This window comes from Mycolicibacterium tusciae (genome assembly GCF_002086795.1).
Classification (GTDB): Bacteria; Actinomycetota; Actinomycetes; order Mycobacteriales; family Mycobacteriaceae; genus Mycobacterium; species Mycobacterium tusciae.
In genome coordinates this window covers 1-25,366 of record NZ_MVIM01000024.1, presented here as the reverse complement: position 1 = coordinate 25,366, position 25,366 = coordinate 1, and the positions used below count along the sequence as shown (strand labels likewise).

The 25,366-nt window shown below is 63.4% G+C and carries 24 protein-coding genes; all 24 read right to left on the bottom strand.

Annotated features, from left to right (window positions below; translation table 11 throughout):
• Positions 1 to 33: 33 nt before the first annotated feature.
• Positions 34 to 681 (bottom strand): Rv1363c family protein, encoded by a 648-nt coding sequence (locus tag BST47_RS27845; protein WP_083129063.1) that lies wholly within the window; start codon positions 679 to 681, stop codon positions 34 to 36.
• Positions 678 to 2,138 (bottom strand): MCE family protein, encoded by a 1,461-nt coding sequence (locus tag BST47_RS27840; RefSeq protein WP_083129062.1) that lies wholly within the window; start codon positions 2,136 to 2,138, stop codon positions 678 to 680. The genes BST47_RS27845 and BST47_RS27840 overlap by 4 nt, the downstream gene beginning before the upstream one ends.
• Positions 2,138 to 3,277, bottom strand: a complete 1,140-nt coding sequence (locus BST47_RS27835; RefSeq protein ID WP_083129061.1) for an MCE family protein — start codon at positions 3,275 to 3,277, stop codon at positions 2,138 to 2,140. Before BST47_RS27835 ends, BST47_RS27840 begins: the two co-directional genes overlap by 1 nt.
• The gene (locus BST47_RS27830) at positions 3,274 to 4,623 is read right to left on the bottom strand and encodes an MCE family protein (RefSeq protein WP_083129060.1); all 1,350 of its coding nucleotides are present in this window, start codon (positions 4,621 to 4,623) and stop codon (positions 3,274 to 3,276) included. The genes BST47_RS27835 and BST47_RS27830 overlap by 4 nt, the downstream gene beginning before the upstream one ends.
• On the bottom strand, positions 4,620 to 5,948 hold the full coding sequence (locus BST47_RS27825; RefSeq protein ID WP_083129059.1) for an MCE family protein: 1,329 nt from the start codon (positions 5,946 to 5,948) through the stop codon (positions 4,620 to 4,622). The genes BST47_RS27830 and BST47_RS27825 overlap by 4 nt, the downstream gene beginning before the upstream one ends.
• Positions 5,945 to 6,973, bottom strand: coding sequence for an MCE family protein (locus tag BST47_RS27820; protein ID WP_083129058.1), 1,029 nt, complete (start codon positions 6,971 to 6,973; stop codon positions 5,945 to 5,947). Before BST47_RS27820 ends, BST47_RS27825 begins: the two co-directional genes overlap by 4 nt.
• Positions 6,974 to 7,031: 58 nt before the next feature.
• The gene (locus BST47_RS27815; RefSeq protein WP_083129057.1) at positions 7,032 to 8,375 is read right to left on the bottom strand and encodes an MCE family protein; all 1,344 of its coding nucleotides are present in this window, start codon (positions 8,373 to 8,375) and stop codon (positions 7,032 to 7,034) included.
• A 5-nt stretch (positions 8,376 to 8,380) separates the two neighbouring features.
• Complete coding sequence (locus BST47_RS27810; protein ID WP_083129056.1) at positions 8,381 to 9,238, bottom strand: ABC transporter permease; 858 nt, start codon at positions 9,236 to 9,238, stop codon at positions 8,381 to 8,383.
• Entirely contained in the window at positions 9,235 to 10,044 is an 810-nt protein-coding gene (locus BST47_RS27805; RefSeq protein WP_083129055.1) for an MlaE family ABC transporter permease, read from the bottom strand. Before BST47_RS27805 ends, BST47_RS27810 begins: the two co-directional genes overlap by 4 nt.
• A 133-nt stretch (positions 10,045 to 10,177) precedes the next feature.
• Positions 10,178 to 10,627 carry a peptidase associated/transthyretin-like domain-containing protein gene (locus BST47_RS27800; RefSeq protein WP_232076033.1) on the bottom strand — a complete coding sequence of 150 codons (450 nt, stop codon included), beginning with the start codon at positions 10,625 to 10,627 and terminating at the stop codon, positions 10,178 to 10,180.
• A gap of 71 nt (positions 10,628 to 10,698) precedes the next feature.
• On the bottom strand, positions 10,699 to 11,097 hold the full coding sequence (locus tag BST47_RS27795) for an SCP2 sterol-binding domain-containing protein (RefSeq protein WP_083129053.1): 399 nt from the start codon (positions 11,095 to 11,097) through the stop codon (positions 10,699 to 10,701).
• Positions 11,098 to 11,125: 28 nt separating this feature from the next.
• Positions 11,126 to 11,623, bottom strand: coding sequence for an aromatic-ring-hydroxylating dioxygenase subunit beta (locus BST47_RS27790; RefSeq protein WP_083129052.1), 498 nt, complete (start codon positions 11,621 to 11,623; stop codon positions 11,126 to 11,128).
• Positions 11,617 to 12,798 (bottom strand): aromatic ring-hydroxylating oxygenase subunit alpha, encoded by a 1,182-nt coding sequence (locus BST47_RS27785; protein ID WP_083129051.1) that lies wholly within the window; start codon positions 12,796 to 12,798, stop codon positions 11,617 to 11,619. Before BST47_RS27785 ends, BST47_RS27790 begins: the two co-directional genes overlap by 7 nt.
• The gene (locus tag BST47_RS27780) at positions 12,795 to 13,898 is read right to left on the bottom strand and encodes a WD40/YVTN/BNR-like repeat-containing protein (protein WP_234809897.1); all 1,104 of its coding nucleotides are present in this window, start codon (positions 13,896 to 13,898) and stop codon (positions 12,795 to 12,797) included. The genes BST47_RS27785 and BST47_RS27780 overlap by 4 nt, the downstream gene beginning before the upstream one ends.
• Positions 13,895 to 14,920 (bottom strand): 2,3-butanediol dehydrogenase, encoded by a 1,026-nt coding sequence (locus BST47_RS27775; protein WP_083129049.1) that lies wholly within the window; start codon positions 14,918 to 14,920, stop codon positions 13,895 to 13,897. The genes BST47_RS27780 and BST47_RS27775 overlap by 4 nt, the downstream gene beginning before the upstream one ends.
• Positions 14,921 to 14,977: 57 nt before the next feature.
• Positions 14,978 to 15,760: an SDR family NAD(P)-dependent oxidoreductase gene (locus BST47_RS27770; RefSeq protein WP_179964942.1), complete on the bottom strand. Its 783-nt coding sequence runs from the start codon at positions 15,758 to 15,760 to the stop codon at positions 14,978 to 14,980.
• Between the two features lie 64 nt (positions 15,761 to 15,824).
• Positions 15,825 to 17,192 (bottom strand): aromatic ring-hydroxylating dioxygenase subunit alpha, encoded by a 1,368-nt coding sequence (locus BST47_RS27765; protein WP_083129047.1) that lies wholly within the window; start codon positions 17,190 to 17,192, stop codon positions 15,825 to 15,827.
• A 60-nt stretch (positions 17,193 to 17,252) separates the two neighbouring features.
• Entirely contained in the window at positions 17,253 to 17,762 is a 510-nt protein-coding gene (locus BST47_RS27760; RefSeq protein ID WP_083129082.1) for an aromatic-ring-hydroxylating dioxygenase subunit beta, read from the bottom strand.
• 555 nt (positions 17,763 to 18,317) lie between these two features.
• Entirely contained in the window at positions 18,318 to 19,778 is a 1,461-nt protein-coding gene (locus BST47_RS27750) for an aldehyde dehydrogenase family protein (protein WP_083129045.1), read from the bottom strand.
• 196 nt (positions 19,779 to 19,974) lie between these two features.
• On the bottom strand, positions 19,975 to 20,265 hold the full coding sequence (locus tag BST47_RS27745) for a 4Fe-4S dicluster domain-containing protein (RefSeq protein WP_083129044.1): 291 nt from the start codon (positions 20,263 to 20,265) through the stop codon (positions 19,975 to 19,977).
• Positions 20,262 to 22,037 (bottom strand): FAD-binding protein, encoded by a 1,776-nt coding sequence (locus BST47_RS27740; RefSeq protein WP_083129043.1) that lies wholly within the window; start codon positions 22,035 to 22,037, stop codon positions 20,262 to 20,264. The genes BST47_RS27745 and BST47_RS27740 overlap by 4 nt, the downstream gene beginning before the upstream one ends.
• Before the next feature lie 122 nt (positions 22,038 to 22,159).
• A complete protein-coding gene (locus BST47_RS27735) occupies positions 22,160 to 22,669 on the bottom strand; it encodes an aromatic-ring-hydroxylating dioxygenase subunit beta (RefSeq protein WP_083129082.1) in 510 nt (169 codons plus the stop codon).
• A gap of 946 nt (positions 22,670 to 23,615) precedes the next feature.
• Positions 23,616 to 24,692 carry a dihydrodipicolinate synthase family protein gene (locus BST47_RS27730; RefSeq protein ID WP_083129042.1) on the bottom strand — a complete coding sequence of 359 codons (1,077 nt, stop codon included), beginning with the start codon at positions 24,690 to 24,692 and terminating at the stop codon, positions 23,616 to 23,618.
• A gap of 166 nt (positions 24,693 to 24,858) precedes the next feature.
• Entirely contained in the window at positions 24,859 to 25,245 is a 387-nt protein-coding gene (locus BST47_RS27725; protein ID WP_014211444.1) for an SCP2 sterol-binding domain-containing protein, read from the bottom strand.
• Positions 25,246 to 25,366 lie beyond the last annotated feature (121 nt).

Below are 25,366 nucleotides of genomic sequence, written 5' to 3'. Positions count from 1 at the left end.
CATCATCCTGTTCATCTTTCGCTGGTGAAGTCCTCACGATACGAACTCCACGTCGGCGACCTTCACATCGTTGCCAACCTTCTGCACCGTGACGCGCATTCGCCATGCTCGGGGCTCCTGTTCGGGCCCATCGCCGACAGTGGTCTTCACGCTGACCGCGACCAGCACTTGGGCCGTGTCATGAGACTGGGACTCCAAGCCCGCCTCAGTAATGGTGCCGACCGATTTGGACTTCACTTTGTTGACCACGTCGATGAATGGTTGTGACCGCTGGGAGAACTCGTCGTAGAACGTGCCAGTCGCCGAGTCGAGAATGCGCTTAGTGTCGGCATCGGCGTGCTGCCAGTCGATCGTGGTTAGATCCAGTGCTCCTTGACGTCCGACCTGAACAAACAGCTGCCGTTGTTCGGAGGACTCATGCGTTTGGCGGGCCTGGTAGCCCAGCCAACTGGCTAGTGCGGCCATCGTCACGGCCGCCAGCAACCCCATCACAAGCGCTAGTCGCTGCGGCGGCATCGGGGTTCGCGAGGGGGGCGCGGTGTCCCCATGTTGTTTTTCGTTGGCGACTTCGGGGTCCCCGCCGTCGGCGCCTTCGGCCGAACCGACATCGACGGTGTCATCAGGGGCCGTCCCACTCGCTGTGGGATCGTCGGCCGGGTCGTCGGCGGTGTGGATGGTCACCGTTCACCGTCCTTTGGCGGAAGCAGCATGTCCTGCCAGGTCTGATCCCCGGCAGCATTCCGGCCCAAATCCGCCTGCCTGTACTGTTTTCCATCCGGTCCGATGTAGCTGCCTGTGCTCGGGTCGTACTCGGCGACCGGAATCGGGGCGGTCGCCGGCACCGGGGTGGGCGGTGGCGTTCCTGGCGGCAGCTGCGGAACCGCCTGACCGGACAGCGTCGCATTCGGATCGCCTTTCCAGTTGGTGCCGTCGTTGAGTGGTACGTAGTTTTCGTCGCTTTCGCACATCTTCACCGTGGGCGCACGCTTTCCCGGCCGAGTCACACAGGGCAGGTTGCGCGCTCCGCGGACGTTCGTGAGGCCGGATTCCTGCGGTATCCGGCAGTAGAAGTCACCGGCGGGCTTCGGTGGGTAATCCACTTCAGACGGTACGCGTTGCTGTTGGGCGGGTAGGTATCCCGTTCTGCACGGCGGGGGCACATTGAGGTTCAGGTTGAAGGACAAGAACACACCTTTGTAGTCCTGTTTGGTGTTTCGGTTGGCCAGTGCGGCACCTTGGAGGCCGGCGATCTCAATCGGGTAGAGGGCGAGGATCTGCTCGAGATTAGGTTGATAGGTCAGGGCCACTTGCCCGAGGCTGACCATATTGGCCAGCAGGATGGGCAGAGTGGGCCGTACGCGGTCAAACAGCTGACGTACCTGGTCAGCGGCGGGGGGTCCGTTGACCAGTAGGCCTTTCACCGATTCGTCGTGCAGCTGCAACTGATTGGTGATTTGAGCGAGATTGGCTGCCCAGGTCTGGATGGAGTCGGAGGTTTCGGTCTGGGTATCAAGGACGGGCTTGGATTCGTCGATCAGGGTGGTCAGTGCAGGCAGGTTGTTGCGCGCATCGATCGCGAGCGTGGTGGCACCCCGGGTCAGCCGGGAAAGTTCAGGCCCCAGACCACCGAAAGCCGTGTAGGACTCGTCGATCACCGTTTTGAGGTTGTTGCGCGGGATCGCTTGGACACCGGTGTTGACACCCCGCAGCAGTGCGTTGATGTCGGCAGGGACCGAGGTGCGGTCGGCCGATATCACGTCGCCGTTCTCCAACGGCGCGCCGTCACCGCTTCGCGGGACGAGGTCGACGAACAATTCGCCTACCGCGGTCTGGCTGCCCACGTGAGCGTCGAGGTCGGCCGGGATCTTGATGTCTGACTGCAGCGACAGCACGGCGTCGACGCCCGTGTCACTGAGGCGGACATCTGAGACCCGGCCTACCGTCGCGCCGCGGTAGGTCACGTTGGCGTTGTCGTACAGGCTTGCTGAGTCCTGAAGCTTCATGGTGACCTGATAGCGGCCGACACCGAAGAGCAGGCTCGGCAGCCGAAGGTAGTAGAAGCCCATGGTTCCACCGGCCAACAGCGTCACCGCTCCGAACACGGCCAGCTGCACCCGAACTCGTTTACTCAGGTACATTACGGTCCTTGGTCCAACCGGTAGGGGACAATTAGCGGATTTCGCGCGGTGTAGGGGCTTGGCAGTTGCCCGATCGTGCGGCCCCACTGCAATTCGAGTTCGGTGAGGTTGCCTTCGAACCGGGTACCGGTGAATAGCGCCGCGTCGATGCGACTTAATGTCAAGTCGACGATGGTGGTGATATTGGCGTAATCACCCCGCCACCACTTGGTCAGGTTGTCTTTCACAAACGGAATCGTGGTGAACAGGTTCAGTGAACGGGTCAACGCGGGACCGGCGTTCGCCAGTGATTCCAGTACCGGTCCCAGGTCGTTCAAGATCTGGATCAATGACTCCTGCGACTGGTTGACTGTGTCGGCGGCCAGTGCGCCGAATTTGCCGAGCTGGTCGACCGCCTCCACGAGCTGGTCGCGTTCGGCGTTAATCACCGCCAGCGCGTCGGGAATCGTTTCTAGCGCCTTGTCGATGACCGGTTTTTGTGCGGCGAACTGGGCGGCCAGATTGTTGAGGCTCTCGGTGGCCGCGATGATGTCGTCGATTTGACCGTTGACGTTGGCGGTGAAGGTGTCCAGTTGTGTGAGCAGGCTGCGGAATTCGTTTTCGCGGCCTCCCAGCGCGGACGTGAGTGCTGTGGTGATGTCCTGTACCTGCCCCACTCCGCCGCCGTTGAGCAGGAGGGAGACCGACGCCAGGGTCTGTTCGGTGGACGGGTAGGCCCCAGCCGAGGACAACGGAATCAGCGAACCGGCCCGGAGTTTTCCCGCCGGGCGAACATCGGTGGGGGGCGCCAACTCGATGTGTAGCGAGCCCAGCAGGCTGGTTTGACCCAGCGACACGGTCGAGTTGGCGGGAAGGTCGACGCCACCATCGAGTGCGAGGGTAAGCAGCGCATGCCACCCTCGACGCTCGATCTTCGTGACCGTACCCACATTGACGTCACCCACTCGGACACGCGAGTTCGGCTGAAGGTTTTCGACATCGGGCATTTCGGCTTGGATCGTGTAAGAGCCCTGCCCGTGGCCTTGCGTCCCGGGCAGCCGAAAGGAGTTCAAGCCGCGAAAACCGCATCCCGGCAGCGCGGCGATGGTCAGCGCGATCACGAGCACCGCGGCGGCACGAAAGCAGCGCTTCCCCGTCATGAGCCGCCCCCGGGTGGAATCATCATGCCGGGCAGCCCGGCGGCCGGATCGGTGGGCTGACCCGACGGGCCAGAAACCGGCACCGGGGCTTCAGCAGGCAGCGCTGGCCCGGCAAGCGGTGGCGGCGCATTCGGGTCGGAGGCGGTTGCATCGGGTGGCGAAATCGGTTGCGGCGGAACGTAGTCCGGCCGCATCCAGTCCTCACTGTACGTCACTTCATTCGGCCGGGCGCTGGCCTGGACGAACGGGTTCACCCCGATCGGGGGGAAGTTATATTGGCGGTTCTTGATGATCGGCGCCAAGTACTGCACGCATAATTTCGCCGATTGTTCGCTGTTCAGTCGCGAGGCGGCCTGTACTGCGCCGCACAAAAAAGTAATTGGATCCGAAAAGTTGGCGACGTTGAGCACTCCGGTGAGTGTGCCCTGGGCGGGCTTGTAGAGGTTGGCGGCGTTTGACAACGTCGTCGGCGCGATATGCAGCAGCTGTTTGATGTCGTCGATGCTGCCCGTCAGTGCATCGGAGACCGACGTCAACTTGTCCGACGTGGCGCCGATCGTCTCGCGGTTTGCGGCGACGAAGGCCGTCAGGTCGCCCACCACGTCATTGAGGTTCTTCACAGCGTCCCCGACTTCGGTCGGGTTGTTGGTCAGGAGCCCGGTTACCGCCGCCAGGTTCTGATTCAGCTGACGTACCAGCACAGTGCTGTCCTGCAGCGCAGACACGAGTGTCGAAAGATTCTTGACGCTGCTAAAGATGTCCGGGCTGTGATCGGCTAGCGCGGACACCGACTGTGACAACTTGATGATGGCGTCGCGTATTGCCGGGCCTTGGCCACGCAAGTTGTCGGCGGCGGTGTTTACCAGGGCGCCCAGCGTGCTGACTCCGCCGGGCTCGGTTGGCTGCAGCAGTGTCGTCAACCGTTCGAGCTGTTGCCGGAACTCGTCGAACTCCACTGGAACAGCGGTGCGTTCTCTGGGGATGACGGCGTTGTCCTGCAGCATCGGGCCACCGGTGTAGCCGGGGGTCAATTGGATGGCGCGAGAGGTCACCAGCGTCGGCGACAGGATCACCGCTTTGGCCTCGGCGGGCACCGTGTATTTGGCGTCGAACCAGAACGCGATTTTGACTAGTGTGGGCTGCGGTTCGATGGCCTCGATCCCGCCTACGCGAACGCCCTTTATACGCACATCATCGCCGACGAACACTCCGTTGCTGTTGTCGAAGTAGGCGACGACGTGCACACGATCGACCTGGTGTGCCGCACGCGTCACCGCAATCGCGCCGCCCACAATGAGGCTGACCAAAACGATTGCCAATGCGAGTTTGGTCCGAGAGTTTGTCATGGTCTGCCTTGGGGGATCGAGGAGTCTGTTGGTCCGGGCGCGACTTCGTCGGGCGCCGGCACGAAGACCGGGCTTGGCGTCGGCGGCTGTGGGAACTGCTGATCGGGTGGCGGGGGTGCCGGCGGACCTGGCGGCGGGCCGCCTGGCGGCGGGGCCGGTACGGGTTCGCGGTACGGGTAGCGGGGATCGCCCGGGTTTCCAGTGATCGCATCCGGCAGAGTCAATTTGGGGTCGCCGCCCTGGCCGGTCCTCGGATATGGAATCGGTAGCGCCGGGGTGCCGGGCTGGCCCACCTGGGGGTCGGTGCGCTCGGAGGGCAGCAGCACGTTGGGATCCAGACCGAGATCGGAGAATGCCGCATCGACGAACGGTTGAATGAACTGTCCAGGCACTAGGTTGGCGAGGTAAGCGTTGAAGAAGGGACCGGCAGCGACGGTCTCGCCGAACTGCATTGCATAGGCCGCCAGTCCTTTGATGGACTCTTGGATCTGAACTTTCCGGTTGTCGAGGATCGCGAGAACCTCGTTGAGTTTGTCGAGTGCAGGTTTGAGCGTCGTCTTGTTTTCCGCAATGAACCCGGCGATCTGCCGACTGAGCTGAGTGATGTTCGTCGAGATCTCATCCAGCGCAGCGCTTTGCGAACGCAGCTGCGCCAGCAACGCATTGGTGTCGGAGATCAGACGCACTATGTCGGTAGTGCGTTCGCCCAGGACGGTGGTCGCCTTGGCGGCGTTCGCGAGCAGTTCGCGCAGCCGGGCATCGCGCTGGTTGAGAGTTTCCGAGAAACGTGCGACACCTGCGACGGCGAGGCGCAGGTCATCGGGGGTGTCTTGGAGCGTCTGGGACAGCACTGTTAACGACGTTGACAGCTGCTCGGTGTCGAGCCCGCTGATGGTAGTCGTAAGGTCTCCGAGGGCGTCCGGCAATTGATACGGTGAGGTCGTCCGCTCGACAGGGATGGCGCCGGAGAGTGTCCCCGCGCCGCGGGTGGTGAGATCAAGGACCTTATTGCCAAGCACACTGGTCGTCTTGATCGACGCCTCGCTGCGGTCCCCCAGCCGGATACCGTCGGCCACCGTGAACTTGACCAGTACCCACTGCCCGTCGAGCGTGATGCTCTCGACTTGGCCGGCGGGAGCGCCCGACACCCGCACCGGGGCTCCGGTGGTCAGTCCACCAGCCTCGTCGAAATATGCCGAATAGGTCTTGCCGGAGGAGACGAACGGCAGCTTGCTGTAGTTGAGCGCGCCGACTACGAGCACGGCGGTGGCCAATACACCGATGGTTCCCATGAGAACGAAGTTGCGCTCCGCGAACGGCTTCATTGGGGTGTGCACCTGCCGCTACTTTGTCCGACCAGCTTGATGTACACGGGTTGTCCGCCCTTTCCATTCACTTTCAGCAGCAGATCGCACAGGTAAAAGGCGAAGTAGTTGCCGTAGAGCCCTTGCCGCAGCAGTACTCGGTAGGCGTCGGGCAATGTATTGAGGAGGTTGTCGAAGTAGTCACGATCTGCGAGCACAGCGGTCGCGGTGCGATCGGTCTCGTGCACAGTTTTCTGCAGCGGTGGTCGGGCTTGTGCGAGAAGGTCGGCGATCGAGCGGGCAGCCTCGTTGGCGTAGGCCACTCCGTTGCTGATGTCCTGCTTGCGGGCTTGCAGCCCGTGTACGAGCTCCGACAGCGAGTCGATAGCCTTGCCGAATTGCTCGCTGTGCTCGCCCAGCGATCCCAGCACCGCGTTCAAGTTGACGATGGTCTGCCCGATCAGCTCGTCTCGGTCGGCCAGAGTGTTCGTCAGCGCTGCGGTCTGAGCCAGTATGGAACCGATTGTGGCGCCTTGACCCTGAAAAGCTGCGATGAGTTGGCTGGTGAGAGTGTTGACCTGTGTGGGGTCCAGGGCGCGGAACAGCGGCCGGAACCCACCGATCACCGCGTCCAGATCCAGTGCGGGCGCGGTGCGATTCAACGGAATTGTGTCGCCGGGCCGCAGTTTCTTGGTCCCGCCCGCGCCTTCCTCGATCGCCAGGTAGCGGTCTCCGATCAGGTTGTCGTATTTGATGACAGCGCGGCTGCCGTCGGTGAGTACCACCGAGTCGTCGGCCCCGAACTCGACCTGGACCGTGGAGTCATCGCGGACTGTGATTGTTTGGACCTTGCCGACCTCCACACCGGCGATGCGGACGAAATCCTCGCTCTCCAGTCCGCTGACGTTGGTGAAGACAGCGGTATAGGTCTGTTCGCGCTCGAAGCGCAGCTGCGCGAAGACGGCAAAGAGGGCAAATGCACCCAGAGCGCACACGAGCACGAAGATGCCGAGGCGCCACAAGACAGCCGACACTCTATTGGTCACGGCTATGCTCCCCTCCGACATTTGCGGGTATGTTTCGAACCATTTGCGTGGCGGGCGGTCACGGTGGTGTGGGTCCCCGTGACGGCGGTGGCGGGACCCCGGGATATAGGGGCGTTCCGTCGGGGCCGTACTGGGGTGCGCCGTAGGGCGGCGCACCGGGGTAGGGCATGGGACCGGGCGCCGGGCCGCCCGGGTAGCGGATACTCGGCGGTTCGGGGACCGCCCGAGTCACCGGGAAGTAGTTGGCGTACCCGGGGAATCCGATGCCGGGATTGGGCCGCCAATCCAATCCGGTGCCGAAGCCGGTGTTGGCGATCAGCTGTCTCACCGGGAAGTTCTGGGCGACGTCGGGGAGCGAGCCGCACCCGGGCTTGCCTCCTTCCCCGCCCTTAGCAGCGTTGATGGGCAAGTTTTTCGGATACCGGTACGGGTCGTATCCCGGCAACAGCTCAGCGTCCATGATGAGAGACTTGCCGTTTCCGCCAAGCATGTCGGCATAGCCGGAGTCCAGAGTGGTCTTGGCGCCGACGATCAAGCAGGTGAGCTCGGGGTTGTACTTCATAAGCAAGTTCGTCGTGGGTTCCAGCAGGTTGACCGCAGTCACCAGGTTGTCTTTGCTGGCCCCTAGCAGGTCCACTCCGCTGCGCGACAGCCCCACTACGTTGAGCAGCAGCGCATCGAGTTGCTGGGCATGGCTGGTGACTGTCGCGCTGGTGGTGGTCGCGGCGGCCAGGGTGTCGATGATGTTCTTTGCCGCGGCGCTGTAGGTGTCGCTGACACCTTTAAGCGCGCGGAAGTCCTCGCGCAGAGTGTCTGTGCGCGGATTCAGCTGCAGCAGAACCTGATTGCTCGCGGTGATCGCTTCGCCGATCCTGTCGCCCTGTCCTCTCACGCCCTCGGCAAGCGCGCTGAGTACAGCATTCAGCTTGAACGGGTCGATCGCCTTGATCAGCTGCACCGCGTTTTGAAACACGGTGTTGACCTCGGTGGCGACGTTCAATGATCTCAGCACCGCTCCCGCGGACAGCCGCTGTGGGCTTGGGTTGGGTGGGTAGACGAGGTCGACGTACTTCGCCCCGAACAGGGATATCGATTGGATTCGCGCCTCGACGTTGGCCGGGATGTATTGAATCTGGGCAGGGTCAATGTCCAGCTGGATGCGGGTCGAGTCTCCGCCGCCGACAGAACTGACGCGGCCGACCTGCACCCCGCGCATCTTCACGCGGGAGTTGGGCTCCAGCACCAGACCGGAGCGGTCCGCTGTCAGAGTCACCGTCACGCTTGGGGTGAACGTCCTGTTGAACATGGTCAGACTTAGCACCACCGCCGCGACGATGCCCACGACGAGCAACATCGCCCACCATTCAGGGGAGATCCGACGAGCGCCCATACCGTCTGCCATATGCGTCACCCCGCGTAGTTGAAGTTGCCGGTCTGGCCGTAGAGAGCCAGGGTGACTAACAGAATCACCATTTGAGACGCGATCAGTGAGGTCCGGGTCGCGCGCCCGACCGCTTCGCCCACGCCCGCGGGCCCGCCGGTGGCGTTAAGTCCGTAGTACGTGTGGATCAACATGATCACCAGCACTTCGGCGACCGTGACGGCGAAGGAGAAGAACACAGCCTGCGGACTGAGAAAGGTGTCGAAGTAGTGGTCGAATACTCCGGGCCCTTGCCCGTAAAAAGCGGTGGTGATGACCCGTACCGAGAAGAACGACATCAACAAGGCCACGCAATACAGTGGAATGACCACGATCATGCCGGCGAGCAAACGGGTGGAGGCCAGATAGGCGATGGGCCGGATGCCCATCACCGCTAGCGCGTCGACCTCCTCGTTGATTTTCATTGCGCCCAGCTGCGCGGTGGTACCAGCACCGATCGTCGCGGCGAACGCGAAGGCGGAGCTGGCCGGGGTTACCAGCCGAACGTTGACGAAGGCAGAGGTGAAGCCCGCCAACGCTTCCACGCCGACTTGAGACATCTGGTTGTAGGCCTGACTTGCGAGGGCGCCGCTGGTCGATATGTTCAAGAAGGCAACGACCGCCACGGTGCCACCAACCACCGCTAAGGATCCCGCTCCGAGACCGATCGCGGCGATCTGGCGCAGCAATTCAGCCCGATAAATACCCACCGCCTGCACTATCGAGGCGACCGACTGCCCGTAGAAGTGAGCCTGATCGCCGAGATCTCTCCACTTGGCCCTCCACTGACTCAAAGAGCGGGCGGTGCCGGGAAACCGCTGCCGAAAGACAACGCCGGCGCTCATTTCGTGACCTCGAACCCGACCGCAGTGACGATGGCATTGACGACGAACAGCAACAAGAAGGCAATGACAACGGTTTCGTTGACCGCGTTACCCACACCGGCCGCGCCTTTTTGCACCCGCAAGCCTTGGTAGCAGGCGATCAGACCTGCCACGAAACCGAACAGCGTGGCCTTGACGAGAGACACGAGGACATCGCTGAGACCGGTGAGCAGCGTCATACTGGCAACGAATGACCCGGGAGTCACGTGCTGGAAGTACACCGAGAACAAGAAAGCGCCCAAGAGACCAGTCACGGTCACGACAGATGACAGGAGCACCGCGACCGTCGTCGTCGCCAGCACCCTGGGGACGACAAGGGAATGGATCGGGTCAAGCCCCAGGACCCGCATCGCATCGACTTCCTCGCGGATGGTGCGCGACCCGAGATCGGCGCACATCGCCGAAGCGCCCGCACCCGCCACGACGAGAACGGTGACGAAGGGGCCGATCTGGTTGACCGCGCCCAAGGCTGCGCCGGTTCCTGAGAAGTCGGCGGCGCCGAATTCGCTGAGCAACGTGTTGAAGGTGAATGACGTGAGGACAACGAGGGGAATCGACAACGTCAGCGCGGGAACCACAGAAACCCGCGCCACGAACCATGTTTGGAAGAGGAACTCGCGCCATTGGAACGGTGGCTTGACCATCGCGACGAGCATGTCCAGCGTCATCGCGTAGAGCCCGCCAATAATGCTGAGTGGTTTCAGCGCTTTGACGTCAGCCGCTGTCGGGAAGGCTGCGACCGTGTTACGGAGGGAAAAGCGCTTCACTCGAAGACCCCATTACCGTGCTGAGGTGCGCCTCCGGGACCGTCGGCGTCGCCGCGGCCACGCCGACGCCAACAGCATCGCCAGAATGCGTCCATGACAGCCGGTACGGCGAGGCCGCATCGCCCCAAAACGTTCACGTCACTGCTCCCTGGCGCGACTCATCAGAGGTTTCAGCCGTCACGCAAATTGCTGGCCGCAGTGTGATGTCGAAACGAAGTCCGATGTCGTCGCGGGTCGTGATAAGGGCTTGCCGCTGCTCGGCGGGCAAGCGGCGCAGCAGGGAGTCTTTGGCGAGATGGCACCCCGGAAGGTAGGCGCGGGTGATCAGCCGATCGAGACCCCCCCGGGCTTCTACTGATACCGCTATGAACGGTGCTGATCCGTGCTCAGGTGCTTGAGGCGGCACCATTTTCACGCTGTATCGACCCTGCTGGTCGGTGATGACGCACGTCGGTCGAGCATTAATCCAGCCGTCGCTCCGAAGCAGTCCGGTCTTTTCCACCGCGTTGTTGTCGTCGCCCGCGGAAAGCCAGGTCTCGATCAAGGCGTCAGGAACTGGTCGACCATCTTCACCGGTGATCACCCCGTGAAACTGAATGGCCCCGGAGGCGCCGGCCCTCCGGTCCCAACGCCACCGCGAAGCAGCTGCCATCCTCAGTCTCCCCAGACGAGTCCGTCGACCTGGCCTACGAGGCGGAGTCCGGCGCCGAGCACCGCCATGTTCGCCATCGCCACCTTGATCGGGCCCACGAATTTGATCTTGCGCGTTGCGATGGCGTTCGCTATGCCTAGCTCGCCATCCGCGACCCGGTGCCAGACGCTCGCGGTTGCAGTCAGAACAAAGTCCGGCTTTCGCCCTTCGATCTGCACCCCGCCGTAGACGGCCTCACCATCGGTGATCTCCAACTGTGAGACCTGATCGTCGGCGTCCTGAACTCGCCATTCGATCAGCATGCTCAACTCTTTGGCACCCTGCCGGATTTCGGCCGAGTCGTTCCACAGGTCGCGGTACGCGCGTGCCCACGCGGGCGACATCAACGCAACGGCAGTCATTTTCGAATCCTTTCCTTCGGTCGACGAGTCAAACGGGGTACACCAGATAGCGCGGCGGAGTGTTGTCCACCACCACGAATTTCTGCTGAAACAGCGCGGTTTCGTCGTCAAGGACCACGACATCTTCGCTGTAGCCACTGACCAAGATCCCGGGCTCGCCGGAGGAGCCGGTGTAGGCGACGAGGACGTTGGACCGTACCGCCCAGCGGTCTTCGCCGAGCTCACGCATCGCCGTACGCTGCTGAACGTGGCGGGTGTCGTAAGGTTCGACCGTGCCCGCCCAGACCTCCTGGATCATCTTCACGCGGTCGGTCAGCCGTTCTCGGCAATCGTCCATCATGTACGCCAGCGGCAGCCCCTCACGGACGTTCTCCATCGCGCGCACCTCGTAGGCACATTCCGGCGCGAACAGCGCCAGCCACGCGGTGAAGTCTCGCTCGTCGACTGCGCGCGCGTAGGCTCCCAGCAGTTCGTCCACCAGGTAAGCGGCACGTGCCCGCCGATCTTCGATGCTCGATGTCAACAAAACTCCATCACCTCCTGGTAGTGCGCCCACCAGCCGGTGTTGGCGACCTCATCGTTCTGCGACGACTCCGACAATGGTCGGCCGACGCCGGCGACAAACCGCTGATAGCCGCCGTCACGCGCGGTCGCCTGCACGCGGTTGTAGACGGCGGCGTCCTCGATACTGATGAAGCCGCTCGGCCCGAGGAGGTTCGACGACTGGCGTACTCGGTGGCGTGCGAAATCCTCGCTGTCACTGGCGTGGCCAAAGAACGTGTATCGCACCTCGGTTCGATCAACCCCGAGTGGGCGGGCGTACCGGATGTTGATCGTGTCAACGTGACGCACGATCCCCGTGACCGGCCGTAACGCGATCACGCGGGCTCGGCTGTCGTCGCCCTTCCGCGTGACCACACTCGGGTCTGCCAGGAAGCCGTTGTCCACGTAGGGTTGCGCATCGTACAGAATCGACATGTGCCCGTAGGGCTCGCTGACCAGCACGTTTCCGCTGCCGCCCTGCCAGTTGAGCAGTTTGAACGCGCTGTGCAGCAGCGGCGCATGGTAGGGATCGTTGTCGATGTAGGTCTTCCAATTACTCTGAAACACCACCGTCTGGTAGCCCAGCAGCGTCAAGTCCCCGTCATCGAGCATGCAGTCGCGCAACGGATTAGCGCTATCGCCGAGGTAATCGTCGAACGGCGGCGGCTCATCGGCCATGCTGACGAAGATCAACCCCCACGACTCGACTACGTGCAGCTCTCGTAGGCCGTAGTCCTCCTCGCGGAAGTCGGGGCGAAACTGCATGCGGCGTGGCGCGCCTGCGAACCGGCCGTCATTGTTGAAGAGCCACCGGTGGTACGGACACTCGAATCGCTCCGCCACCCCGCACCGGCGCTGCTCCAGCAGCGTTCCCCGATGGGCGCAGGAGTTGACGAACACGCGGATGCGGTCATCGCCGTCCCGCACCATCAGCAGCGGCACGTCGGCTAGCCATCTCGTCCGGAAGGCGTTGCGCTCGGCCAGCTCGGCCCGGTGCGCGATCGGATGCCAGTAGGGGCCATAGAAGATGCGGGTGAGCTCTTCCCGGTAGACGTCGGGGTCGCTGAACACCTCCTTGGGAATGTCCGCGGCAGAGGTGAACCGTTTCCGGATCGCCGGCTGTACATGGTCGAACTCCAGCGTCGGTCCAAGCTTCACTGCGCTGTTCCTTTCTTCGGCGTCGCGATGTGGGTGATCGCGCCGAGCCCGTCGGCGAGGCACTTCCAGGTGTGGCCCTCGTCTTCCGACACGTAAAGTCCACCCGCCGTGGTGCCGTGGTACAGCAGCAGCTCGCCGCCATCAGTGAGCTCGCCCTCCAGCGCCCAGACCATGTCGAACAAGCCGCGGTCGTCCGCGCTATCCAGCCGTACCCAGGAGGCGCCACCGTCGTTGCTGCGGAAGAATCCCACGTCGGCGCCGCGGCGTCGGCGCAGTTTGGACGGCGACAGGAAATAGACGTTGCCGTTGAGCACGCCCATCACCAGCCGGCGCACTGCGGCCCACTTCGGTGGGATGCCGTCGGCCGCGGCGAGGAACACCACGTCGGGGTCGGCGGGATGCACCACGATCGCGTCTTCGGTGTAGTTGCGCTCGCCAAGTCCGGTGTTGGACTGCACCCAGCTCGATCCGCGGTCGGTGCTGCGGTAAATGCCCTTGCCGCCGCGGTAAGGCTTCGTGTCCTGGCCGGTGGTGACGATGAGCCGGTCGGGAGCATCCGGGTGCAGGACCACGCGGTGGATGTCGTGACCGAGGCCATCGATCTCCTCCCACGTCTGTCCCCGGTCCCGGGTGACCAGGAGGGAGCCGACTTCAATGCCGGCGTAGACGACGTCGGCTTCGCGTGGGTGCACGGCGATGGTACGGACGTGCGCGATTCCCGGGCGGATGGGAAAACTCCACCTTTTCGCTTCCGGTACGCCGAGTAGGTCTCCGCACTCGGCCCAGGTCCCGTCTTGCCACCGCAGCAAGTGCGCTGGTTCAGTTCCGGCGTAGAGCGCGTTGGGTGTGTGCGGGTCGAACGCCAGGGCGCGCACGTCGCGGTGGGCGAGGCCATCGCCGAGGTCAGTCCAGTGGTCTGCGCCCGCGGTGGCCAGAAACACGCCGTGCTTGTGGACGGCGACGGCGACGCGCTCGTCCTGGACAGCCATGGCCATGACCTGCCCTGGCAACTCGGGCCAAGCCCGGGCCTTGGCGTCGCTGGACACAGTGAACACACCGCGGCTTGTCGCGGCGACGACCATCAAGCCTCCCTCACTCACGGCTTCACCAGCACCTTGACCAAACCCTCCCGGCCCTCTAATAGCCCACCCAATCCATCCTTGACGGCGCGGTCCAGCGGGATTCGAGCGGTGATCTGCGGCGTTAACGCGAGTTTTCCGTCAGCGATCAGGGCGAGAACAGCCGGGAAATCGTCGAACATGTCGTAACCGAAAACCATCCGGAGCTCTATCTCCTTGAGCAGATGGCGGTTGACATCCAGCGTGGCCGCACCGGCCCATGACGACATCTCCATGAAGCGGCCTTGTTTGCGAAGGCAGTCCAGGCCTTGTGTGAATGCCTCCGCGCTGCCCGCCACATGGAAGACGACGTCCACCCCGACGCCCCGTGTCTCCTCCAAAATTCGCGCGGTGGTCCCGGGGTCATTCGGATCGAGCACCAACGTCGCACCGAGGTCGCGCGCCAGGCTGCCGCGTACGCCGCTTGGCTCTGTGACGTAGATTCGCGCAGCTCCGGCTGCGCGTGCGCACTGGATCACGGTGAGCCCGAGTGCCCCGGCGCCGAGGACCATCACCGTTTCGCCGAGGAGCAGTTTCGCTCGCCGCACCGCGTGGAACGCCACCGCCGTCGGCTCGGTCAGCGCCGCCACCTCGAGGTCCACCACGTCCGGCACTCGGACCGCGAGCCGAGATGGCACTGCGACGTAGTTCGCCAAGCCCCCGTTTCGGGTGAAGCCGATCCACCCTGGGCGCTGGCACAAGTGATAGAGCGCCCGGTGGCAATAGTGGCAGCTCCCGCAGAAGTCCATCGGAATCACCGCGGCGCCCTCGCCAATGCGGGATTGGTCGATGCCCGCTCCAACCTCAACGATCCGGCCCGAGATTTCGTGGCCGAGCACCACTGGCGGCTGCGAGAAGGTAGGCCCCGCGACAAACTCGTGGAGGTCAGTTCCACACAGTCCGGTCGCCGCCACCTCGATGATGACCTCACCGGCCTGCGGCGCCGGGTCTGGCACCGATGTCAGCCCGACGTCGTTGTTGCCGTTCAGAACGATCGCTTCCATCTCAGCCCGCGGCGCTTTCGTGGGTCCGGCGACGATTCCAATGGTTAGGGACCATGCTCATACCGCCTCGAACGCCCGGAAAGTGACGCCGGCGGTCATGCCTCCGTCGACCGGCAGCACGGCACCAGTGATGTAGGACGCCTCGGGCGAGGCAAGAAACACAGCCGGTGCAGCGATCTCGTCTGGTCCTGCGAAACGCTGCATCGCGCAGAGGTCAACCATCATCGAGGCGTGTTCGGGGTGCTCGGCCAGGAACCGTTCGATCCTCGGCGTACGGGTGCCCCCAGGGGCGATCGCGTTCACGCGGATGTTGTCGCGAGCGAAGTCGAGGGCCATGTTTTTCGTGAGCAGCACGACCCCGCCTTTGCTCGCGCTGTAGGCGGAGCACCTGTTCTCGGCCAGAATCCCGGCCGTCGATGCGACGTTAACGATCGATCCGCCGCCACGCTGGCGTAGCAAGGGGATTACGGGTTTGGACATCTGAAAGACACTGCCGAGGTTCATGTCGATCTGGCTGCGCCACTGCTCCTCGCTGATCTCCTCAACATTGCGGGCCAGGCTCCCGCCGACGACGTTGAACAGTGAGTCGAGCCGCCCGAACTCGGTCATTGTCCGTTCGACGACACCGTTGGCGACCTCGCGGAGGCAAACGTCGCCGGCGACGCCGCAAACTGCCGCGCCGGACTCGGCCAATTCGGCCACGGCGGCATCGAGACCCTCGCCGTCGGTGTCGGCCATGACACAGCACCCACCTTCGCGGCACCACCGCATGGCGATCGCCTTACCGATCCCCGCCGCGGCGGCGGTGACGATCGCGACCCGGCGGTCCCCCGCCGTCACGGCACTCACGCGGCGCCGATCGTTGGACGGGCGCATTTCGCGCACAGCCTGGGTAACAGGTTCATCAAGCACGCCCACCGAATGCGGCAGGTTGGCCCATGTATTCCAGCCATCTCCCCCAAAACCGCCGCTGGTTCTGCTCTGCGTACCCGCTCGGGAGAGCCTCTCCCGGCCCTGGCCAGTCGGTGAGCGGAGTCAAGTCCATGCCCATCTCGTAGTTCAGCAGGCCTGCACCGGCGAACGGACCCTGGACAGATTCGGTGATGGCCTTCCATGCCTCGGCGTCGTCCTGTTCGAAAACACCGCCCGGGCCGAAGTTGTTGACGTAGGACGCCTGGGACGCATCGCGCAGCCATTCCGGAGCGTCGCGTTCGACCAGGAACCAGGAGAGGATCTCCATCCGATCATGAGAGAGCGGATGCCACACCCGGAACGTGATGAAGGGGGTTGGGGGCGACATATGGTCCGGCGCGATGGTCACGTTGATGAACGACAAATTCGGGAACACGGTGCCGTGAATAAAGGCCGAGCGTCGCATCATGTCCTTGTGTGCCGGCGACGGATAGGACGCCGCCATCTGGTCGACGACTTCGTCGGGGTATCCCTCGTACTCGGGAAAATCGGCGAGCGTGGGCGGAAAGCCGAGTACGCCGACGCCGTGGCCGTTCTGCAGCGAGATCTCCGCTGGTGCGCTCGCGAAGTTCGGGTCACCGGGCGCCATTCCCAGCTCGACCATGGAGCGGTGAGCAAAGAGGGTGTGGTAGGAGTCGCCGACAAAATTGTCGGCGGCTGTCTTCCAGTTCGCCGACATCACCCATCGATGCGGTGCCCCTATCACCTCCAAACCGCCCGCCGTCTTCTTCGCAATGAGGTCGAGGTAGAACGTCGTGTCGCCGAGGTAGTCGGTCAGACTGGGCGCTTTAGGATCGACGCTGCCGAAGATGAATCCGGCGTACGAGTCGACATGGGGGATGTGACGTAATCCCCACTGCGACTTGTCGAAGCCGCCGGGATAGGCCTCCCTCATCGCCGGCACACCGACGAGCTCGCCGGTGTTGCTGTACACCCAGCCGTGGTACGGGCACTGGAAATGCGCGGTGTTTCCCATCTCCGCCCGGCACACGAGCGCACCACGGTGTCGACAAGAATTGGACAGCGCCTGGATCCGGCCGGAGCTGTCCCGGCAAACGATCACCGAATCGGCCCCGATGTGCCGCACGACGAAGTCGCCGGACTTGGTCAACTCCGACTCATGTCCGAGGAACACCCACGCTCGTCCGAAGATCCGCTCCATCTCGATCGTGTGCAGCGCAGGATCGCTGACGACGCGGGCCGGTAAGCGCCCGACCTTGAGCCCGTCCGCTACGTCGCGCAACGCGAGCCGCAGGTAGGGATCGGTCGCGTCAGCTGTTCCGGTTGTTTCGGTGGTCATATGGTCGGGCCCTTTCTGGAATTGGCGATATCCACGAGGAGGTGGTGAGGGGAGCTGGCCCTACAGGAATACCGACAGGTTGTCGATGGGCAACGTCGAGTGGTCGAGCAACACCTCGCGCCGAGCCAGCCGCAGCGAATCGTCGGTCCGGCGCAACACGTCGACGCGTTCGGCCGAGAGCAACTCCCAGCGGCCGCTATCTCCGCGGCTGCGAAAGAACAACAGGTTCGAGCGCACGGTCAACTCATCAGTCCCCGGTCCGGCAGTCGTGCGGATGTTGGACACGAAGTGCCGGGTCCGCGACCGAGGTGACTCGGCCCACGAGAAGTCCGTCTCGCCGCGAAGAACCCGCATCTCCAAACCCGTGTAGTCGTCGTTCCAGTGCGCGATCGCGCCCACCCAACCCGCGGAGTCCTCCCTCGTGGTGCGCACCGGAACCACATACCGGATGTCGGGGTCGAGCAGACCCAACCATTCCCGGAACTGCCCCCCATCGAGTAGCTCCGCCTCCCGGAACATGAACGCCTCGACAGCCTCACGGGTATCCCGATCGACCCCGACCGCATTCATCACACCGAACTCCTCGATCAACCCGTCAACACTCACTCTCTATTCTGCTGAACAGATGCGTCCTCCGCTGTAGAGAATGCTAGATACGTCACACCGGCCCGTCAAGACGCCATGTCGGAATGAACCACGACCAAAACGGCTCCCACAGCAAGCCCCACGGCGCTCCCCGAACCAGCCCCACGGCACACGTCATTGACGGCCAGCGAACCTGCAGACGACAACCGGATGTATCGCCCGGTCGTCGCCTTGCCCGGCGGCTTGACAGCGGCGGCGGCCCTTGCAATGTGCGCACTGTCGGTGAGAGCGCTGCCGGCGTTTTCCTCGTCAACGCGCGGCAGCACACGCACGTCTATTGGCCGGTCCCTACGTTATGAGGGTCGAATCGCCGCGATTAGAGGGCTGGAATGGATCATTAATGGCGGCAGCCTGCTAAAGCACGCGCCGCTCATGCCTCCGCACCTTCGGCGGAGTTATCCCTATGCATCGATACCGCCGCGTCGTCGTCGCGGATCTACGCCCGTGACGTTTATGTGTCGGTCAGGCTCCCGGCCGGACTCAGGACAGCGGAGGGCCTGGCGGCCCGATGCGACGGCTGATTGTTTGTAATTCGGTGTAGGAATCCAGGCTGGCTGGAGAGAATTCGCGTCCCAAGCCGCTTGCTTTCGCCCCACCGAAGGGTGCGCGGGGGTCGAGGGAGGTGAAGGTGTGGCTGTTGATGAAGACGGAGCCGGTGTCGAACCGACGGCCAAGCAGGAACGCCCGCTCTTCATCTGACGTCCAGATCGAGGCGGCAAGCCCGTATTGCGATTGATTCACGAGCCGGATCACGTCGTCCAGTTCGTCGTATTTCAGCACGGGCACTACCGGGCCGAACTGTTCCTCTTCGACGATTGCGAGGCGGGGATCAGCCGCAGTGACCACGCTGGGCATCATGAAGTGGCCGTGGTCCCAGGCCGCCGAATCGAGCCGCTGCCCGAGGGTGGTGACGGTCGCGCCGCTCGAGCGCGCGTCGTCCACGATCTTCTCGACGAGGTTCTTCTGCTGAGCGTTGTTCAGCGGCCCCATGGTGACTCGGGGGTCGTCGCCGGGCCCGCCGACGATTTCATACACGGCGGCTGAGAACGCTTCCACGAAGCGGTCGTGGATGCGGGTCGGCACGTAGATACGTTTGAGACCGAAGCACACCTGGCCGGTGGTCGCGAACGCGCCTTTTACGATCTGCCGCATAGTCTCGGGCGAGAGGTCGACGTCGTCGAGGAGGATCGCAGGGTCGTTTCCGCCCAGCTCGAGCGTCACCCGCTTGATGTCGCGCGCGGCCGCGGCCATAACTTTGCGCCCGGTATCGATGCCGCCGGTGAAACCAATCTTGCGAATTCTCGGGTGAGCGACGAGTGCTTCTCCGACCGCGTCGCCTCCGGTGACCATGTTGAGCACGCCCGGAGGAAAGTGCTGTTGAAGGGCTCGGATGACTTCAGCGAGAACCAACGGGGAGTTTGCCGCCGGCTTTAACACGACTGTGTTGCCGGCGACGAGCGCGGGCGCCAGCTTCATGAATGCCAGGACCACCGGGAAGTTCCACGGCGTGATGGCGGCCACCGGCCCGATTGGGCGGCGGCGGATGAGGGTCGTGCCCCCGGTGTCGCGAATCTGTTGGTCTGCCAGGATTTCAGCCGAAATGCCTGCGGTGTAGCCGCAAATGCCCGACGCGAATTCGAGGTCGACGTGCGACTCTTCGAGGATCTTTCCGTTCTCCCGGCTCAGGATCGGCGCATATTCCTCGATCATGTCGTGGATCGTGCCTGCGGCGGCAAGTAGTGCTCCCTGGCGTTCTTCCAGGGGCCGCGACGACCATTCTGGGAACGCCATTGAGGCCGCTGCAACCGCTTCGTCGACCTGCCCGGGTGCGGCGTCTGGGACCGAACCGAGCAGTACTCGGATATCAGCCGGGCTGACGACGTCGATCGTCCGGTCGGATGTTTCCTCACGTCCGTTGATGATGAGGTTTGCGTTGATCATGCCGAAGTCCTAACTTTCCTGCGGGGAACGGTTGATTTGTGGGAGCCATGTCTGGGTCATCGGAGGATCGCCCGGCGACCGCCAGATAAGTGCCGAATCCGGCGCCGGCCGCATCGGGCGACCATCATCGCCTGACCCCGCAGCCTGGACCTTGCCGAAGCCGAACACGTCCCGGCTTGCGCTACTCCGAAGGACATCAAGTTTTATTTTCGTCGGGCGGAGAGTCGCCGCTGCCGTCGAGGGGCTCTACGCCCGGGAGGAAGGGGTCCGGGATCACTAGTGCGTGGCTGACAACGATCGCGTCCACGTGGCAATCGATTGCGCACAACCGACAGGAATGACAGTCGTTGGGGTAGATGATCTTGGCTCGCCACTTGGTCGTGGCCCACGGTTCGTCGCCCTCCACCAGCCGGATCACCCCGGTTGGGCAGCTGTCGATGCAGACGTTGCACCCGTCGCACGTTGTCTCGTCGATGCTTTCGATCACTGAACCGCCGCCTCCTCGCGGTAGCCTTGCGGCACGGTATATGGACTTGGATGGCGGCCGGGCGGGGCCTGCACCGGCCACGACTGGATCGGCAGGTCGCGTTCGCTGAACTGCAGGTCGAACTCACCGCCGCTGCCCCGGCGCACGAGCAGCCACTTCAGCCACTCATCGTTGTCGGCGTAGGGGTAGTCGATACGAAACAGCTCCCCGCGACTTTCGGTGCGCCGCTTCATCGCCTCACAGGTGATGATCGCCAACGTCAGGTATGCGCGCACCTCGTGCGCTTTCTTAAGTTCTTGATAGTCCGGCGCGAAAACGTAACGCAGTACCCGATCCCGGATCCGGTACAGCTCAGCGAGCGCTGAATCAATCCGTGCCTCCGACTTGAACAATGCGAATGCCGGATTGGCCGTCGCCTCGCCGATGGCTTTCCACACATCAACCGGCCGGACCTGCCGCAGCCGACGCATCGGCGCGAAATACTCCGCGAAGCTCTCCTTAGCCTGGTTCTCCCAGACACTGCGCGCTACCGCGTGACCGCCGCGCGCCGCCGCCGCAGTGCCCGCCCGGTACCCCGCAACCGCGGAGAAGCTCGAGATCCCGCTGCCAGAAATTCCCGACATCAAATGCGGACACGCCGTGCCATACCCGGCCGCGTACAGGCCGGGCACTGTGGTGGCTCCGTCCAAGTCGATCGTGGGACCGCTGGTGCTGCTCGTGCCGAGCACGATGAACGGGGTCACCTCCAGCAGGTCAGTGGAGGGATCGACCTCAAACTCGGTAAAGGCGCGCCGCACCGTCGGAGACACTTCATACAGCACCTCTAGATCCGCCTGTGGTACGTGACGCAAGTCGAGATAGCACGGCCCTCGGCCCTCCACCATCTCGGTCATGATCGCGCGCGCGATGGTGAACAGCCCGCCCTTATCCCCCCAGATCGGGTCATAGCGGTCCATGAAGTACTCGCCCGCCACGTTGCAGAACTTGCCACCGATCCCCTGAATCTTGGCTTGACCCGGTGTGAAGAATGAACGATTGAAGTAACTCCAGGCGGCGAACTGGCCGAACTCCATGCCGGCGAACTCGGCACCCACTCGCCACGCCGCCACATGCCCCTCGCCGCTGCAATGGTCGGCGAACGCGTAATGCAGCTTGGGATACCAGGGGCCGGTGTTGAGGATGACGCTGCCCGCCGTAAAGACATGACACTGGCCAGTGACAACGTTTACCCCCACCGCACCACACACCGCACCAGCGGTGGGCCGGCACCCGTCGGTGGTCAGCAGATCGATCACATCGACTCGCTCGAACAGACGCACCCCCGCCGCCTTCATCCTCTCCTTGAGGATTTCCATACACACGCGACCATCCACACCCAGCGTGGTGCCAAGGTTATGGCCGCGGACCGTCACATACTTCAGCGACCCATCCTTATGGGTGGAATAGGGCACACCCCACCCGATCTGCTCGTTAACCCTGTCATAGGCCTCGGCTATGTACTGCTGCACCCAATCCTGATCGGCCAAATAATTGCTGCCCACTACGAACTCGCGCGCCCACTCCGTCATCTCCTCACCCTGCACCCGGTGATCAGGGGCGTATTGGCTGTGGACATACGTCATCGGCCCTGCCCGAGACACCACCGCCTTCTCCACCAGAATCACCGACGACCCCAACTCGGCGGCCCGTAGTGCTGCCCGCACTCCGCCAATTCCCCCACCCACCACCAAGACGTCGCATTCTTGGACCGACACATCCAGGTCACTGCCCATAACGTCAGTCACGCCTTCACCAACATCTCGATCACGTCCGTCTCGGTTGTTTCGGTGGTCATATGGTCGGGCCCTTTCTGGAATTGGCGATATCCACGAGGAGGTGGTGAGGGGAGCTGGCCCTACAGGAATACCGACAGGTTGTCGATGGGCAACGTCGAGTGGTCGAGCAACACCTCGCGCCGAGCCAGCCGCAGCGAATCGTCGGTCCGGCGCAACACGTCGACGCGTTCGGCCGAGAGCAACTCCCAGCGGCCGCTATCTCCGCGGCTGCGAAAGAACAACAGGTTCGAGCGCACGGTCAACTCATCAGTCCCCGGTCCGGCAGTCGTGCGGATGTTGGACACGAAGTGCCGGGTCCGCGACCGAGGTGACTCGGCCCACGAGAAGTCCGTCTCGCCGCGAAGAACCCGCATCTCCAAACCCGTGTAGTCGTCGTTCCAGTGCGCGATCGCGCCCACCCAACCCGCGGAGTCCTCCCTCGTGGTGCGCACCGGAACCACATACCGGATGTCGGGGTCGAGCAGACCCAACCATTCCCGGAACTGCCCCCCATCGAGTAGCTCCGCCTCCCGGAACATGAACGCCTCGACAGCCTCACGGGTATCCCGATCGACCCCGACCGCATTCATCACACCGAACTCCTCGATCAACCCGTCAACACTCACTCTCTATTCTGCTGAACAGATGCGTCCTCCGCTGTAGAGAATGCTAGATACGTCACACCGGCCCGTCAAGACGCCATGTCGGAATGAACCACGACCAAAACGGCGCGGAGCTAACGACGATGCTGCACAACCGATCTGGACGCGAGCTCACGTGGCGGCTCCAGCCGATGCGCGATACCCGGGCGCCTGACGCGTCACCTTATGTCGGCGAGATCACGCTAAATCCTGACGAATCAGGCATTTACGACGCGCTCGGCAGGCTGCGGCAGTTCAAGCAAGATCGAGACCGGGACGTGTTGATCTCGTTGACCGACTTGCCTTTGCGCCGGGGCCGCCAGCCGGTCACGGCGGAGGTTTTGGCGATGTCGTCGTGCTGCCGGTGCCCTGCTGGGAGCTTTCGGCCGCGGGGCTCGGGAACAGAAAGCGCTCGCGGCGGTCGCTGCCGCTACTGTCCGCGGCGAAGCCGACAAACACCCCGGTTGCGGGCGTTAGCCGGCTTCTCTCCCCGGATCGCCCGGGTCGGCAGGCGATGATGATTGTCGCACCTATGGGTTCGGACATCTCCGAGTGATCGCCGGCGTGGTCCCTGGCAGACCGCCCGTGGCGCTTGTGACTTGTGACATGCTCGCTGCGGCCACGGCGGCGAAAACGCTTGTTACGCCGAACATCTGGGTGCTCGGCGACGCGTTGGGTCGGGTGCGACTTCCTATCCTGACGCTGCTCTCGATCACAATCCTGACTGGCTGACCCATCATCGTGCACGGGCTCTCGGAGAAGCCCACCAGGTCGGTGGCCGCGAGCAGGCGGCATTGTTCAACCTCGCCACCGTCGCAGTGCTCGGCTTGGCAGTCCTTCCCGAAGTTCAGCCGGTGCTGAGTGGGCTGGCGACGTTGGCTACAGACCTAGACGCCTAGGTGGCGGGCGTGGTCAGCAGGTCGCCCTGAAGGTTCTTTCCCGGCGTCGACGACGAGGCGGGGGTGCCGTTCGCCGCGGCAGGCGGCAGCCCAGCGGCTTCCCTTGACCGGTGGTAGCGCTCCGCAAGTCCTGCCCAGCGTTCACCGTAGCGGTGCGCGGAGTCGACGACGGTCTGCGGTATGTGAACGAAGGGCGGCCGAGCAGCCCCAGCACGCCCATAGCCCGCAGTGTCGATTGCGATCTTCCACCAGGCGGACTGCATGGCTTGGAATTCCTCCATAGTCAAGCCCAGCGTTCGAAATGGCGCCTGCATCTGGTCGGCGATGGTCGCGGCCTCTGCCCAGTCGCCACGCTGGCATGCATCGCGCAGCGAAAGCGCGGGCCAGGGACCCATGCATACGTCGATGCTCCACGCTCCGGCAGCACCGAACATCATTGCGGGGTACATCAATTGGTCCAAGACGAGGACCGACATCTTGTCCTTGACCGCTTTGATGGCGCCGATCACATTGAAGATGTCCATCGAGGTCTGCTTGAGCGCAACGATATTGCGAATCTGGGCCAGCTCCCTGAATGCACCGGGCGGCAATGTGATGCGGAACGCGTGCGGGTTCTGGTAGATCATGATCGCCAGCTCCGGAACGGCCTCGGCGAGGTCTTTGTAGTACTGGACCGCGTTCTCGGCAGTCTGCGGCAAATACATCGGCGGTCCGCTCATGATGCCGTCCGCCCCGAGGTCGGCGATGACGCGGGCGCGTCGGATCGAGTCGCGCGTGTTGAGCGTGCTGGCACCAACGAACACCGGAACCCGGGCGTTTACCGTCTCCACGACCGCGGTGATGAGCGTGCGGTATTCGTCGTCGGAAAGGGTGTGCGACTCGCCGGCGCTGCCGGTCGTGACGATGCCGTCGACACCATCACGCACCAGTCGATCCACCAGAGACGCGAGCGCATCGGTGTCGATCGTGTCGACCGCGTTGACATCGGCGGCGTCCGGCGTCGAGCAGGCTGGCACGAATCCCCACAGCCCCTTCATGTCGCTGGGAACGAGTTCGCTGCTACGTGTTGTCATGAGCCGTGTCCAATCTGGTTTGAGGATCTTCGGAATGGGTTTTATTGGCGGTATGGTCGCGCGAGACCGCCCAGGGTGGGACTTGAGTCGATGGTCGGTGCCGATGCATACCCGTTCGTGGAATCCCGTCCCTCGGGCGAAGTCAACTTAGGCGCCGCGATCCGTGCTAGTAGTCGATGTCTAAGCCGCTCTCGAGTTCAGCGAGCCGATCCTGGGCTTTTCCGATCGACATCATCTTCATCATGTTGCCGACAGCTTTCATCTGCCCGGTCATGGCCGCAGTCTGGCCGTTGAGCGCTCCCCGAGACAGCTCGACGTTCGTTTCGTAGCTGAGCTCGGCCTCAACGTCGGGCGTGCGCGGTGGCGACCCGATACCCACGATGAGTGACCCGTCAGAGAAATGCATGTAGTAGTCATCGCTGGCCGGGCTCTGCGACACGGATACGCGGAGCACCACGTCATGTCCCTTCGCTGCAATGCGGAACCTCTCGTCGGCATTGGCAGCGTCGGTCACCGCAGTCGCCCAGTCGTCGGTCAGGAACTGGATCGCCATTTCACCTCCATATGATCGTTTTTCGCCGTCTCGTCTGTCGAGCCGTTCATGTTGTTGCGGCTTCGAGTGCTCCTGGTGGTGTTTGGGCGACCATCTGGTGGCCCCACACACTGGGTCGGTC